At 69.8% G+C, this 13,383-nt stretch carries 12 protein-coding genes; 3 read left to right on the top strand and 9 right to left on the bottom strand.

Annotation, left to right across the window (positions count from 1 at the left end; translation table 11 throughout):
- Positions 1 to 36: 36 nt before the first annotated feature.
- Positions 37 to 2,157 carry an MMPL family transporter gene (locus JWS14_RS33860; protein WP_095860890.1) on the top strand — a complete coding sequence of 707 codons (2,121 nt, stop codon included), beginning with the start codon at positions 37 to 39 and terminating at the stop codon, positions 2,155 to 2,157.
- A 32-nt stretch (positions 2,158 to 2,189) separates the two neighbouring features.
- Entirely contained in the window at positions 2,190 to 4,184 is a 1,995-nt protein-coding gene (locus JWS14_RS33855) for an SDR family oxidoreductase (protein ID WP_206015208.1), read from the top strand.
- A 5-nt stretch (positions 4,185 to 4,189) separates the two neighbouring features.
- On the opposite strand, the gene JWS14_RS33850 is transcribed toward JWS14_RS33855, so the two are convergent.
- The 8 genes from JWS14_RS33850 to JWS14_RS33815 all read right to left on the bottom strand — a co-directional run bounded on the left by JWS14_RS33850 (position 4,190) and on the right by JWS14_RS33815 (position 11,064).
- Positions 4,190 to 5,068 (bottom strand): sucrase ferredoxin, encoded by an 879-nt coding sequence (locus tag JWS14_RS33850; protein ID WP_206015207.1) that lies wholly within the window; start codon positions 5,066 to 5,068, stop codon positions 4,190 to 4,192.
- Positions 5,069 to 5,097: 29 nt separating this feature from the next.
- Complete coding sequence (locus JWS14_RS33845) at positions 5,098 to 5,676, bottom strand: YdeI/OmpD-associated family protein (protein WP_095860893.1); 579 nt, start codon at positions 5,674 to 5,676, stop codon at positions 5,098 to 5,100.
- Positions 5,677 to 5,686: 10 nt separating this feature from the next.
- Positions 5,687 to 6,199, bottom strand: a complete 513-nt coding sequence (locus JWS14_RS33840) for a hypothetical protein (RefSeq protein WP_095860894.1) — start codon at positions 6,197 to 6,199, stop codon at positions 5,687 to 5,689.
- Between the two features lie 35 nt (positions 6,200 to 6,234).
- Positions 6,235 to 7,209 carry a R2-like ligand-binding oxidase gene (locus JWS14_RS33835; RefSeq protein ID WP_072945806.1) on the bottom strand — a complete coding sequence of 325 codons (975 nt, stop codon included), beginning with the start codon at positions 7,207 to 7,209 and terminating at the stop codon, positions 6,235 to 6,237.
- A gap of 92 nt (positions 7,210 to 7,301) precedes the next feature.
- Positions 7,302 to 8,087: an alpha/beta fold hydrolase gene (locus JWS14_RS33830; protein ID WP_206015206.1), complete on the bottom strand. Its 786-nt coding sequence runs from the start codon at positions 8,085 to 8,087 to the stop codon at positions 7,302 to 7,304.
- 39 nt (positions 8,088 to 8,126) lie between these two features.
- Complete coding sequence (locus JWS14_RS33825; RefSeq protein ID WP_015889979.1) at positions 8,127 to 8,510, bottom strand: VOC family protein; 384 nt, start codon at positions 8,508 to 8,510, stop codon at positions 8,127 to 8,129.
- Positions 8,511 to 8,674: 164 nt separating this feature from the next.
- Complete coding sequence (locus JWS14_RS33820) at positions 8,675 to 10,228, bottom strand: DNA polymerase Y family protein (RefSeq protein WP_206015205.1); 1,554 nt, start codon at positions 10,226 to 10,228, stop codon at positions 8,675 to 8,677.
- On the bottom strand, positions 10,225 to 11,064 hold the full coding sequence (locus JWS14_RS33815) for a hypothetical protein (protein WP_206016244.1): 840 nt from the start codon (positions 11,062 to 11,064) through the stop codon (positions 10,225 to 10,227). The genes JWS14_RS33820 and JWS14_RS33815 overlap by 4 nt, the downstream gene beginning before the upstream one ends.
- A gap of 211 nt (positions 11,065 to 11,275) precedes the next feature.
- On the opposite strand from JWS14_RS33815, the gene JWS14_RS33810 reads away from it, so the two are divergent.
- Positions 11,276 to 12,487, top strand: a complete 1,212-nt coding sequence (locus JWS14_RS33810; RefSeq protein ID WP_206016243.1) for a serine/threonine-protein kinase — start codon at positions 11,276 to 11,278, stop codon at positions 12,485 to 12,487.
- 12 nt (positions 12,488 to 12,499) lie between these two features.
- Here JWS14_RS33810 and JWS14_RS33805 read toward each other — a convergent pair whose 3' ends face one another.
- Positions 12,500 to 13,159 (bottom strand): response regulator, encoded by a 660-nt coding sequence (locus tag JWS14_RS33805; protein ID WP_015889975.1) that lies wholly within the window; start codon positions 13,157 to 13,159, stop codon positions 12,500 to 12,502.
- Positions 13,160 to 13,383: the final 224 nt, after the last annotated feature.

Here is a 13,383-nt window from a genome sequence, read left to right as displayed (position 1 = left end):
CGCAGCCGACCGCCCCCGATCACCCGGAGTTGACGCATGACACGTTGGGCCTCGACCGTTGTTTCACGCAAATGGTGGGTCCTGACCCTCGCCGTGTTCGCCGTTGTGGTGAGCGGCGTGTGGGGCACCGGTGTGTTCGCAAAGCTCAGCTCCGGCGGATTCATCGACCCCGGTAGCGAATCCGCCGAGGTGGCGCGAATCGTCGAGGACAATCTGGGTCCGCAAACGCCGGACATCATCGCCATCTACACCGCACCCGACGGGAAGACCCTCGACGACATCGGCCCCCAGGTCACCGCGAGTCTCGACCGGTTCGCCGCCGAGGTGCCGACGTATTCGGTGACGTCGTACTGGACGGCGGACGCGACGAGGAAGCACCTGATGGTGTCGGAGGACGGCACCAAGGCGTCGGCCGCGATCACCGTCGACCCGGATGCCGGGATCACCGCCGCCACGTTCAACGATCTGCTGCCGAAGCTCGAGGTGGAGGGCGTCGACACCGAGTTCGCGGGCAACTCGGTGGTGGGTGTGGCGTTCAACAACCGGCTGCAGCAGGACCTGGTGCTGGCCGAGGCGATCGCGCTGCCGATCACTCTCGTGTTGCTGGTCTTCATCTTCGGCGGACTGGTCGCCGCCGCCGTTCCGGTGTTCGTCGGGCTGCTCTCGATCTTCAGCGCCCTCGCGACGCTGCGCCTGCTGACCCTGTTCACCGACGTCAGTTCGTTCGCGATCAATGTGGCGTCCCTGCTCGGCCTGGGGCTCGCGATCGACTACGGCCTGTTCATCGTCGGCCGTTTCCGCGAGGAACTGGAGTCCGGCGCCGACGTGGCCGAGGCGACCCGGCGCACCGTCCTGACCGCGGGTCGCACCGTGTTGTTCTCCGGTCTGCTTCTGGTGTGCGCGTTCTCGGGGATGCTGGTGTTTCCGCAGGACGTGATCAAGTCGCTCGGGTTCGGTGCGATGGCCGCGGTCGCGAGTGCGGCGCTGCTGTCCCTCACCGCGGTGCCCGCGCTGCTCGCGATCCTCGGTCACCGCATCAACGCGCTGAGCTGGCGCAAGGACGCGGCGCAGCGCGGTGAGGTGCGCGCCCGCAAGTTCTGGGGCTCCGTCGTCACCTGGGTGATGCGTCGGCCGGTCGCCATCGCGGTCGGAATCGTCGCGGGTCTGATGGTCCTGGCCGCGCCGCTGCTCAGCGCGTCACTCGGCGAGGTCACGTACACGGCGCTGCCCGAGAACGATCCCGCCCGTATCGCCACCGACACCCTCACCACCGAATTTCCCACCACCGGGAACGGCGCCACCCTGATCCTCCGCGGCACCGACGGCACCGCGCCGACCGCCGCCGACGGAGCCGCGGTGGCACAGGCCGCCGGCCAGGTGCCGGGCATCGGCGCCGCCACCGTCGTCGCGTCCAACGGCGAACTGGTGGCGGTGCAGGCCGTCTACTCCGAGGGAGTGACCACCGACGACCAGAGCGCGGCGGTGGACGGTCTCCGCGCCATCTCCGTCCCCGAGGGAACCGAACTGCTCGTCGGCGGCGGCCAGGCGACCGTCGACGACGGCAACGCGGCGATCGTGCACTGGATGCCGGTCATGATCGCGATCATGGTGGGTTCGACGCTGGTCCTGCTGTTCCTGGCGTTCGGCTCGGTGGTGCTGCCGATCAAAGCGGTCGCGATGGCGGGGCTGAGTCTCGCCGCCACGTTCGGGGTGCTCACCTGGATCTTCGAGCTGGGACACGGCGCGGGCCTGCTCGGGGTCAGTCCGGCACCGCTCGAGGCGACGTTCGTGGTCCTCATTCTCGCCGTCGTCTTCGGCCTGTCCACCGACTACGAGGTGTTCCTGATGTCGCGCATGGTCGAGGCGCACGAGGCGGGCGCGACGACGGAGGAAGCGGTGCGTTTCGGCACCGAGCGCACCGGCCGGATCGTGACGGCCGCCGCGCTGCTGCTCGTGGTGGTGACCGGGGCGTTCACGATCTCCGGTCTGTCGATCATGCGGTTCCTCGGCGTGGGCATGATCGTCGCGCTGCTCGTCGACGCGACGGTGGTCCGGATGCTCCTCGTTCCGTCCCTGGTGAAGCTGATGGGCGAGGCCAACTGGTGGGCTCCGGCCTGGATGAAAAAGGTGCACGCCAAGGTGGGTCTCGGCCACTAGTACATCATCTTACTTTGGAGTAAGTTCGGGGCATGGCCACCTACCTCGTCACCGGCGGTACCGGATTCCTGGGTCGGCACGTGCTGCCCCTGATCCTCGACCGCGATGCATCAGCCGAGATCCACGTCCTCGTCCGGCGCGCGTCCGTCGCGCGGCTGGAGGCACTCGTCGACAGCATGCCCGGCGGCGAACGCGTGCATCCCCTGATCGGTGACCTGACCGAGCCCGGCCTCGGACTCGGGTCCGTGCCCACGGCCGACCACGTCCTGCACCTCGGCGCGATCTACGACCTCACGGCCGGCGACGAGCAGGCCGCCACGAACGTCGACGGCACCCGTTCTGTCATCGCGCTGGCCCGGGAACTGGATGCGACTCTCCACCACGTCTCCTCCATCGCCGTCGCGGGAGATCACGAGGGGCCGTTCAGGGAAACCGATTTCGATCTCGGCCAGAGCTTCCCCACCCCGTATCACCGCACCAAGTTCGAGGCCGAGAAACTGGTCCGCAACGCCGAGGGCCTGCGCACACGCATCTACCGCCCCGCCGCGGTGGTCGGCAGTTCGGTCACCGGCGAGATGGACAAGATCGACGGCCCGTACTACCTCTTCCCCGCCATCGCGGCGCTCGCGAAACTCCCCGCCGCGCTGCCCGTGGCCGTCCCGCGGATCGGCGCGACCAACGTCGTGCCCGTCGACTACGTCGCCGCGGCCGTCGTGGAACTGATGACGGCGCCGGGACGGGACGGCCAGACGTTCCACCTCGTCAATCCGCGCCCCCAGCCGGTCCGGGAGATCTACGCCGCGCTCGCCGAGGCGGCAGGCGCACCGCACCCCGCGATCGGACTGCCCGGCGAACTCGTCCGCCCGTTCCTCACCCCCACCCCCGACTCCGCCCTCGACGCGGGCCGCAAGGCCGTGCTCGGCGCACTCGGCATCCCGCCGGCGCTCGTCGAGAACCTGACCCTGCCCACGGTGTTCGACGACCGCGACACCCGGGAGGCGCTGCGCGGCACCGGCATCGAGGTGCCGCCTTTCGCCTCGTACGCCGGCACGCTGTGGTCGTACTGGCGCGAGAACCTCGACCCCGACCGGGCGCGCAGGCCCCACCCCGCCGGACCGCTCGTGGGCAGGCATGTCGTGATCACCGGGGCGTCGTCCGGGATCGGCCGGAGTTCCGCGATCGCGACGGCCCGTAAGGGCGCGAAGGTCATCCTGCTCGCCCGACGCACCGCGGAACTCGACGCCGTCGTCGCGGAGATCCGCGCGGCGGGCGGCGAGGCCTACGGCTACCCCTGCGACATCACCGACGACGAGTCGGTCGAACACACCGTCAAAGCCGTTCTCGCCGAACATGATCACGTCGACATGCTCGTCAACAACGCGGGTCGTTCGATTCGCCGGGGGCTGTACCACTCGACGGACCGGTTCCACGATTTCGAACGGACCATGGCCGTCAACTACTTCGGCGCGGTCCGACTCGTTCTCGCCTTCCTCCCGCAGATGCGCGAGCGGCGGTTCGGCCACATCGTCAACATCAGCAGCGCCGGGGTCCAGGGCGCGACCCCGCGGTTCGCCGCCTACGTCGCCAGCAAATCGGCCCTCGACGGATTCACCGACGTCGCGGCATCCGAAACCCTCTCGGACGGAATCACGTTCACCACCATCCACATGCCGCTGGTCGAGACGCCGATGATCGCGCCCACCGGCCGGTACAACATCGGGCCGATCACGTCCCCGGAGAAGGCGGCCGCCATGGTCGTTCGTGCGCTGATCGAACGCCCCAAACGCATCGACGTCCCGACCGGCACGCTCGGTGAACTCGGCCACGTCTTCGCACCGGCGGTCAAGGACCGCGTGATGCACCAGATGTATCGCATGTTCCCCGATTCACCGGCCGCGAAGGGAACGAGCACGGACGACGCGACGCCGGCCCCTCGGCGCACGCCGGAACCCCGGCACCACACGTCGTCGGTGCTCGGCCGCGCCGCCCGGAAGGTCGGAAGGCTGGTGCCCGGCACCCACTGGTGACCGCCTCAGGGGGTGAGGGCGCGAACTCCGGTGGCAATGACGGGCCGCACCGGCTTCGGCGCCGCCCCGCAACTCGCCGGCCGCGGCGGCAGTTCCCACTCCTCGAGGTCGACGACCCAGCGACGCCCGTCGCGATGGGTGACAACCGAATTCGCGTCCACCGTCAGCTCGTCGGCGGTGGCGTCCACCAGATCGCGGACGGCGAGTTCCGCCACCTGCCCCTGGGTGTCCCAGCAACTGCGGCCGCGCAGCCCGGTCCGGTACACCTCGCCCCGGGCGGCGGCGCGGACCGCGTCGATGCTCTGCTGCACCGACAGCCGGCCGTACGTGTAGCCCGTCGGCAGCAGGATCAGCGACGGCGCGAAACGATGCCCGCCCGTGTGCGAGCACTCCCACACCGCGTCGCCGAACTCCGCGGTCAGACCGGCCGCGACCGGCCGCCCGAGCACGGCGCAGCACTGATCTCTCTTCCCGTGCGCGCACACCAGGGCGACGGGGTCCGTCACCGGCGTGCCCAGACCGGGTGCGGGCCCCGCGACCAGACCGAGGTCCAGGTCGAGCAGGTCCTCCGGGTAGCCGATCTCGAGCCGCTCGCACCACGACCGCGTGGGGTGCGACTGTGCCAGCAGCACCGTTCGCCGATCCGGTGACGCGGTGCCGCGGCCAGGCCTCCGGATGAACATGATCCGCACCCCGGCGGCGTCGGCGCGGGCGTCGAGTTCGCGGGCCAGGTCCGTGCCGAGCGCCGCGCCGTCGAGCACGTCCCGGCCCCACGCTCCGGGGAATTCCAGGCACACCCAGCCCCTGACGTGCGCAGCGGTGCCCGCGAGGGGTTCGTCGGTCGCGGACAGCGCGGAGCAGGTGGCGGTGATCGTGTCAGGCACGCTGCCATTGTGTCAGTAGCGGAAATCGGTCAGTCGTGGAACTTCCTGCGCTCCGCCAGCTGCTGGACGAACTTCTCGATGCGGCGGGCACGCGTCTCCGGGCGTTTGGCGTCCTGCAGGCGGTAGTAGACGGCGTACCGGTTGTGGCTGTCGAGTGTCGCGTAGAAGGCCTCGGCCTCGGGATTCCGCGCGAGGGCGTCCAGGAAGTCCTGCGGCATCTCCGCCGCCTTCTGTCCTGCGTACGCGCGGTCCCAGCGGCCGTCCGCCCTGGCCCGCTCGACTTCGGCCACGCCCGCGGGCTCGAGGAGACCGGCCTCGGCGAGTTTCTCCGCGAACTCGCGGTTCCGCTTGGACCACGGACTCCGCGACGACCGCGGGGTGAACCGCTGCACGAAGAAGTCGTCGTCGACACGGCGCACCTGGCTGTCGATCCAGCCGTAGCACAGCGCGACCTCCAGAGCCCGGTCGTAGTCGATCGACGACTGCGCCGATCCCTTCTTGGCCATCTTCAGCCAGATACCGGGCGAGGAGGCGTGATGGGCGGCGAGCCACTCCCGGAACTCGGCCTGGCCGGTGAAGTACTCGACGCTCAACTCGGCAGCACCCATGCGCCTGAATCTAGCGGGAGAACAGCTTTCCCGCCCAGACCCTCACGAATCCCTGGGACAGGTACCCGAGCGCACCGAGCGCCAGCACCCATTTGGTGACGCTGACCGCGGTGGTGGCCCGCACGGTCGCGTCGGTGATGTGCTCACGGTGGGACAGCAGGTATAGCCCGACGACGTTCTCGGCGTAGTCGCCCGCCGCCGAGATCACCGGCACCGCCGCCAGCACCTTCCGCGTTCTCGGCGACAGCGGGGTCAGTTCCGCCAACCGCCGGGCGCCCGTGCGCAGCGCGACGGCGTAGATCAGCGGGTGGACGAAGTCCGGGTAGTAGTGGCTGCGGTAGCGCGCCGTGTCGGAGTCGGTCATTCCGTCGAGGATCGCCGTGTAGTCCCGGGCGGAGCGGGCCGTCTGGATCTCGGCGAGCCGGGGTGCCACGGGACCGAGCAGGCGGATGATGTTCGCCTGCGAGATCACGAATGCTGCGGACCAGCCGAGGAGTCTGCGGTCGAGTGCGGTGAGCGCCATGAGCAGATCCTGCCATTGCCACCGCGCAGTGTGTCTCAGCCGGCGGCCTCGGACATCGCCTTGGCGTCCTCCTCGCCGAACTTCTCCTCGAGCGCCTCGGGCGAGTAGTCCAGGTCGATCTCCTCGACCGGGCGTCCGCGCGCGGATTCGATCGCCCCCAGCCTGCGCTGCGCCCGGTCCGCGGCATACGCAATGAACTCCTGTTCGTCGAGCCCGTACGGCTGGACCTCGAATTGCTTGTTGACCCAGTCGATCATGCCCAGCGCCAACGGCATCAACTCCGCCATCCGCTCCTGGACCACGCCCCAGTTGCCGTCGTCGGCGGCGACGTGCCTGCGGCAGGTGAACGTCCCCCACGCCATGTGGCGTCGTTCGTCGTCGCCGATCCTGCGGACGAGTTCCTGCATTCCCGGCAGGATTCCGCGCGTCGTGCACACCTTCTGCCACGCGTAGTACCCGGTGAGCGCGAGGCTGCCCTCGATGACGTGGTTGTAGGTGACGCTGGCCCGCACCTGATTGGCCGGGCTGGGATCGGTCTCGAGGACCTTCAGCGATCCCGGCAACTCCTCGTAGAACAACTGCCGGTAAAACGGGTTCTCGGCGACGAAGGGGTGCAGGTCCCGGGTCAGGCCCACCGCATCCATCCACAACCGGAACACCTGGGTGTGCTTGGCCTCCTCGAAACAGAACTGCGTCAGATACATCTCGTCGCCGAAACGCCCCTCGGCGGCCATCGCCTTCATGAACGGCTGGATGTCCTCGGTGACCGCTTCCTCACCGGCGATGAACTGCGCGACCAGATACGTGGAGTTGCGCTGCTGCTCCGAGTTCAGCCCCTCCCAGTCCTCCGCGTCCCGGCTGAAGTCGAGGTCCGTGGGGTTCCAGAACTTGGCGTTGCCCTTCGTGAACAGCCGCAACGGGAACGCGTCCCAGTTGAGTCCCCCGTCGCGGAGCGAGCTGAACCCTTGCCTGCCGGGCGCGTAGGGACGTCCGGGCGTGAGTGTCGACATCGTGGGTCCTTCTTCCTCGTTCCGAGCCCCCGCTTTCCGTTTCCACGCTAGTCCTGTCGAGGCCGCTGCGGTTTACATTTTCGGACTTTTTGTCAGCTCGTCTGGGGCTGCATCAGAAACGGCAGGACCTGCGCCGCGAACTCGCCGTACCGGTCGCGGTGAATGCTGTGCCCGCCGGGAAACACCACCACCCGGCACTTCGGTATCGCCGCGACCGCGGACTCGAGCTTGTGCGGGTCGACCATCCCGCCCGGTCCACCGCGCAGGATGAGCGTGTCGGCCTCGATGCCCGGCAATCGGTCCCACCACAACGGATCCGGGCGGCGGAACTGTTCGATCGCGGAGCCCGTCATCGACCGGTCGAAGGCGAACACGGCCCGCGGATGCCGGATGACGCTCGTCGTCGCGTGCCAGAGTTCCGGCAGCGACGGCAGCCGGTTCGCGAACACCTGTTCCGGGTCACCGGGACGCAACGGGAGCGGGGCCTCCTCGATCACCAGCCGGCGGACCAGTCCGGGTCGGGCCTGCGCCGCGAGCGACGCGGCATGACCGCCGAGCGAGTGCCCCACGAGATCCACTCTCGTCAGCCCCAGGTTGTCGCACACCTCCACCACGTCGGCGCCGAACTCCTCGAACTGGTACGACGCGGCGCGGGCACTGCGACCGTGCCCCCGCAGATCCGGGACGAGAACGCGTCGCCCGCGGGCGACGAGTGCGCGGGCGAATCTGTGCCAGGTGCCGCCGTCACCGCCCATCCCGTGCACCAGCACCACCGGCACGGGAGGGACGTCCGCCGACCCCGCCACCGACGGCTCACCGCTGTCCCGGTAGGCGATCTCGATGCCGGTGCGCGTCGGGGTAGTCCTGCTCGTCTCCACGAGAGTCCAGACTAGCGAGCACCGGCAACCCGGCCGCGACTACCGGCCCGACCCGTACGGGCGGGTGATGATCTCCAGGTAGTGTCCGGACGGGTCGAGGAAGTAGACGCCCCGGCCGCCGTCGTTGGTGTTGATGGTGCCCGGCAGCGTCTGCCGCGGATCCGCCCAGTGGTCGAGACCCCACTCGACGATCAGGCCGTAGATCCGGTCGAAGTCGTCCTCCCCGACGAGGAACGCGTAGTGCTGCGGCTGGAATTCGATCGGTGGTTCCGCGAAGTCGAGAGACACCCCGTTGTCGAGGGCGACCGCCAGGAAATGTCCGGCGGGCACGGCGTCCGGCAGCCCGAACAGCGTGGTGAAGAAGGTCGCCGACTCCTGCTTGTCCTTGGCGGCGACGATGGTGTGGTTAAAGGAAATGGTCACATTCGACCCTTTCGGGATATGCCACGAGCCGACGACGCGACTGTGGCCGGCCTCCATGCCTGACGCTGTCCGCCACCGGCACGCGACCCTCTGCACAGCAAAGCATTTCGGACGGCCGGTCCGCAAGCGATGCCTGCGCGCGTCCTGTGTCACTCATGGAGGTGTCACTCGTAGATTCCCTCCACCGACCAGCGGCCTGCCGTGCAGATCACCAGCAGCGCCCGCGACTCCTCCAGCAGCACCTGCGCCCTGGCCGCCGTCCGCGCCGCCGGAGGGTCCCACCACCGCTCGTCCACCGACCACGGTCCGGCCCATCCGCACACCGCCCACTCTCTGCTCCCCCACCGCAGCCGCGCGGGAGGCGCGCTGAACACACCACGTTCCGTGACCGTCACAGCGATACCCCGCTCGTCCGACATCCACACCTCCGGATACGCGGTCAGCACCGCGGCGGGCGCCGGTTCCGGCAACGTGCCCGGCCACGGCTCCGACGGATCGTTGCGAGGAATCAACTCGTCGCCCAACGGCAGCAACGTGATGCGCTCCGCCGGTCCCCGCCCACCGCTGAGGACCCCCACCTGCACGGCTTCCCCGCCGAGCAGGCCCTGCACCCGCACCAGGGCCCGCCGGGCCCGTTTGTCCTGGTCGCCGACCCCACCCCACAGCCCCAACTGCAGGGCGCCTGCCGCCACCACCTCCACCGGTTCGAGCCGCAGGACGGCGATACCGGCGGTGGGCCGCTTCTCGCTGCGCCCGGTCAGCCACCCGTCCAGCTGCCACCGCACCCGGTCCGCCGTCGCCTCGGGGGTCAGCGGTTCCGCGCACCTCCAGATCCGGGACAGTTGTTCACCGTTGCCGGTGCTCGCCGAGATCGACAGCCGGGTGCAGGCCACCGCGGCGTCCGACAGCGTGCGATGAAGCTTCTCCGCCAACGCCCGTCCCGCGAAGGCGGCGGCGTCGACCCGTTCGATGACGGGATCGCACCGTTCCTCGACATCCAGGTCCGGAGGCAGCGACCGCCCCGACGGGGGACGCTCCGGCTCACCGCGCGCGGCCCGATGCGCCAGCACCGCATCGGTTCCGAACCGCGACGCCACGTCGCCCGCCGACAGCGCGGCGAAACTACCGATTGTGCGCAACCCGAGCCGGTGCAGCAGATCGACCAGCTCCCCGCGATGCGGCGCCGCGAGGCTCGGCTCCGCGGCAAGTTCCCGCATCGGGAGCGGCGCCAGGAAGGCCGCCCCCTCGCCGGGTGGCACGAGAGTTGCTCTGCGCGCGGCGATCACGGCCATGGACAGCTGATCAGCTATACCGACCTGGCATTCCACCCCCACCGCCGACACCTGGTCCACCAGCCGTTCCGCGGCGGCCTCCTCCGAACCGAAATACCGGGCGACGCCGCGAGCGGACAGCACCACGAGACCGGGCCGCAACACCTCGACGCCGGGTGCCACCGCGTCGACTGCCGAGGCGACCGGCTCGAACAGTCGCGCGTCGCGGTCGGGATCGGCTGCCACCACATGCAACCGGGGGCACCGGGCCTGGGACTCGCGGCGGCGCAGACCTCGCCGCACCCCGTCCGCGCGGGCCGGTGCCGAGCAGGCGATCACCCGGTTGCCCGACGTCACCGCCACCGGATGGGTGGGCGGGAGATCCGCGGCGGCGGCCGCCGCGACCGCGGGCCAGTCGGGGCACCACAACGCCAGCACCCGGCTCACAGGCCCACCACCTCCACCGGATCCGGGAAGGGGACGTTCCCGAGGGACACCATCGGTTCCGGAGCACTCACCCATTCCACCCGGCCCTGCGCCGACCGCACGTCCAGCCGGGTGGTGCGCGGCTGGAACGACCGCCCCCGGGCGTACACTGCCAGGCTGAGGGACCGCAATCGCCTGCAGCCCCCGTCCTGAGATCCGTTGCCCAGCCCGGCATAACCGTGCACCCGCGCCTCCAGACGCATCTCCGCGCCGTCCCAGTGCCCGTCCGTGACGACCAGGGTCGCCCCCTTGCTCCGGGCGCGGGCCACCACCGCACGCGCCCGGGACGGCGCCACCGACGCCCCTCCCAGCCCGAGCACCACCAGGTCCATTCCGTCCAGCAGCACCGCGGCGATCTCCACCGGATCGGCGCCCGGGTCCGGGATCAGGGCCAGCCGTTCCAGTTGCGCGCCCATCTCGACCGCGGCCAGCACCCCGAGCCGGGGATGCCCGATCACCGCGACGTGACCGCCGCCCGCGGTCACGGACGCAACCAACCCCAGCAGGAGCGAGGTGGCACCCGACACCGACACCACCGAACCGCGCACCAGCCCGCCCCGGGGAAGGAGGCCTGCCAGCGCGGCCGGAACCGGAAGCACCCCGGCGGCGTGGGAATCGGGAGCCGCGGACGTGCCCGTCGCAGGAAATCCGCCCTCCACCGGGGCCCGGCTCGCCACCGATTCCCCGCGTGCGGGAACGGCGGCCATCCGTCGCCGGAGGTAGTCCAGACGCTCCTGCCGGGACAGCCCGGACAACTCGGGAGCCCCCGGCACCGGCAACCCCGGCTCGCCGGCCACTTCAACCAACTCGACACCCCTGACACTCGGCACCAACAGCGGTCGGCAACCACGGGGAAGACGCGGCTCGAACAGACGCTTTGTTCGAACATATTTTCGAACCCGTTCCCAGTAAAGCGGGTCCGTGCATGCCCGTCAAGTGGACGCCGAACGACCAGGTCAGGACGGCCGCGCGTCCCGTGTCCGCACAATCCTCTAACCTGAACGCGTGATGGAGCAGGAGCAGAGCGAAAGGGGCATCGGACCCGAATACCTGGTGGCCGGAAGGTACCGCCTGCGGTCCAAACTGGGTGGCGGCGGAATGGGCGCGGTCTGGCTCGCACGGGACACCCTGCTGCACCGCGAAGTCGCTATCAAACAGGTCACCACGACAGCCGGACTCGACCCCGACGAGGCCCGCCGGGTCCGCGACCGCACCATGCGGGAAGGCCGCAACGCCGCCAAACTCGCGCACCGGCATTCCATCGCGATGTACGACGTGGCGCTCGAGGCCGGGGAGCCCTGGCTCGTCATGGAATACCTGCCGTCCCGCAGCCTCGCCCAGGCGATGAACATCGCCGACACCCTGCCCCCGCTCGAGGTCGCCCAGATCGGCGCACAGGTGGCCGACGCGCTCACCGCCGCCCACGCCGCGGGGATCGTGCACCGGGACATCAAGCCGGGCAACATCCTCGTCGCCGACCGCGGCCGGGAACTCGGCACCGTCAAGATCAGCGACTTCGGTATCGCCCGGGCCAAGGGCGACTCCGCGGACACCGCGAACGGGGTCATCACCGGCACGCCCGCGTACTTCTCCCCCGAGGTCGCCCGCGGCCAGGACCCCACCGAGGCCAGCGACGTCTTCTCGCTCGGGTCCACGCTGTACACCGTCGTCGAAGGGCAGCCGCCGTTCGGGATCGACTCCGATTCCATCGCACTCCTGCACCGGGTCGCGAAGGCCGAGATCTACCGACCGAGCAAGGCCGGACCCCTCACCGACACGCTGCTGCATCTTCTCGAACCCGACCCGGCGCGTCGTCCGACGATGGCCGAGGCCCGCGACGCCCTGGCCCGGGTGGCCATGGCCGGGGACGGCAACGTCGCGCACCTCGTCGGCTCGCCCGTCTATTCCGCGGACGGCACCATCCCGGCGTGGGCTCACCGTTCGACACCGTTGCCCGACTCACGGCGCCGCGGCAAACTGGTCGGTTCCACGCAGGCCGGTCTGCCCGCCGTGCATCAGAGCACCCCGCTCAAGAACGTGCCGCGTCCGCTCGGCCGGTTGCAGTGGCCTCCGCGCCCGGCGAAGCCCGCTCCGGGTTCGCCGGCCCCCACCGTCCGCGACCAGGTGGTCGCGTGGGCGCCGATCGCCATGGGTGTCATGGTCGCGATCCTGATCCTGGCCGTGCTCGTGGCCGTGATCGTCCTGCTCGCGCAGCCCTGACCCCCGGGGACGTCAGTCGATCCGCCTGCGGTGCGCCCACCTCGTGAGCGCATTCCGGTTGGACTGCTGCGTCTTCCGCAGCACGTTCGACGCATGCGTTTCGACCGTCTTCACCGAGATCACCAGTTCCTCGGCGATCTCGCGGTACGTGTAACCGCGGGCGAGGAGGCGCAGCACTTCCAGCTCCCGCGGCGTCAGCGAATCCAGCTCCGGATCCAGCTGCGGCTCAGGAGCATTGGAACGTCCGGTGAAGGAGTCCAGCACGAAACCCGCGAGCCGCGGACTGAACACGGCGTCACCGCCGGCGACCCTGCGGACGCCGTCGGCCAGCTCGGCCCCCGAGATCGTCTTGGTGACGTACCCGCGGGCGCCCGCGCGAATCACGGCGATCACGTCCTCGGCGGCGTCGGACACACTCAGCGCCAGGCACACCGGACCCGACTCGATGCCCCGCAGCACCGCGACACCGCCGCCGTCGGGCATGTGGACGTCGAGTAGGACGACGTGCGGCGAGGTGGCGTTGATCCCGGACACCGCCTCCGCGACACCGCCCGCCTCGCCCACCACCTCCATGTCCGCTTCCCTACCGAGCTCGGCACGGACACCGGAGCGGAACACGGCATGATCGTCGACGAGAAAGACACGGTACGGGGGTGTTTCAGGCAAAGTCACTGCGGCTGTTCCTCGGCGTGGGCGGTAGTGTCACCCCACTGTAGAGCGTGTCGCACGATTCACCAGATCGCCGCACCACCGCGGGCATCCCGTCTTCGCCGTCCGTGGCGATATCCGATTCGACGATGGCAAAGACACTTCGGAACCAGGCCTTCACCAGATATCCGAAGCTCGGCCACGTTCCGTCCTCCGGCCGCACGACGCACAGACCCGTCATCCACATG

It is taken from the genome of Rhodococcus koreensis, assembly GCF_017068375.1.
In the GTDB taxonomy this organism is placed as follows: domain Bacteria; phylum Actinomycetota; class Actinomycetes; order Mycobacteriales; family Mycobacteriaceae; genus Rhodococcus_F; species Rhodococcus_F koreensis.
This window is presented reverse-complemented; position numbering and strand designations above follow the sequence as displayed.

Coding starts and splice junctions, on each gene's coding strand:
- JWS14_RS33810 (WP_206016243.1), top strand. CDS start 11,276: ATGGAGCAGGAGCAGAGCGAAAGGGGCATCGGACCCGAATACCTGGTG.
- JWS14_RS33835 (WP_072945806.1), bottom strand. CDS start 7,209: ATGTCGACACTCACGCCCGGACGTCCCTACGCGCCCGGCAGGCAAGGG.
- JWS14_RS33845 (WP_095860893.1), bottom strand. CDS start 5,676: ATGGGTGCTGCCGAGTTGAGCGTCGAGTACTTCACCGGCCAGGCCGAG.
- JWS14_RS33860 (WP_095860890.1), top strand. CDS start 37: ATGACACGTTGGGCCTCGACCGTTGTTTCACGCAAATGGTGGGTCCTG.
- JWS14_RS33840 (WP_095860894.1), bottom strand. CDS start 6,199: ATGGCGCTCACCGCACTCGACCGCAGACTCCTCGGCTGGTCCGCAGCA.
- JWS14_RS33855 (WP_206015208.1), top strand. CDS start 2,190: ATGGCCACCTACCTCGTCACCGGCGGTACCGGATTCCTGGGTCGGCAC.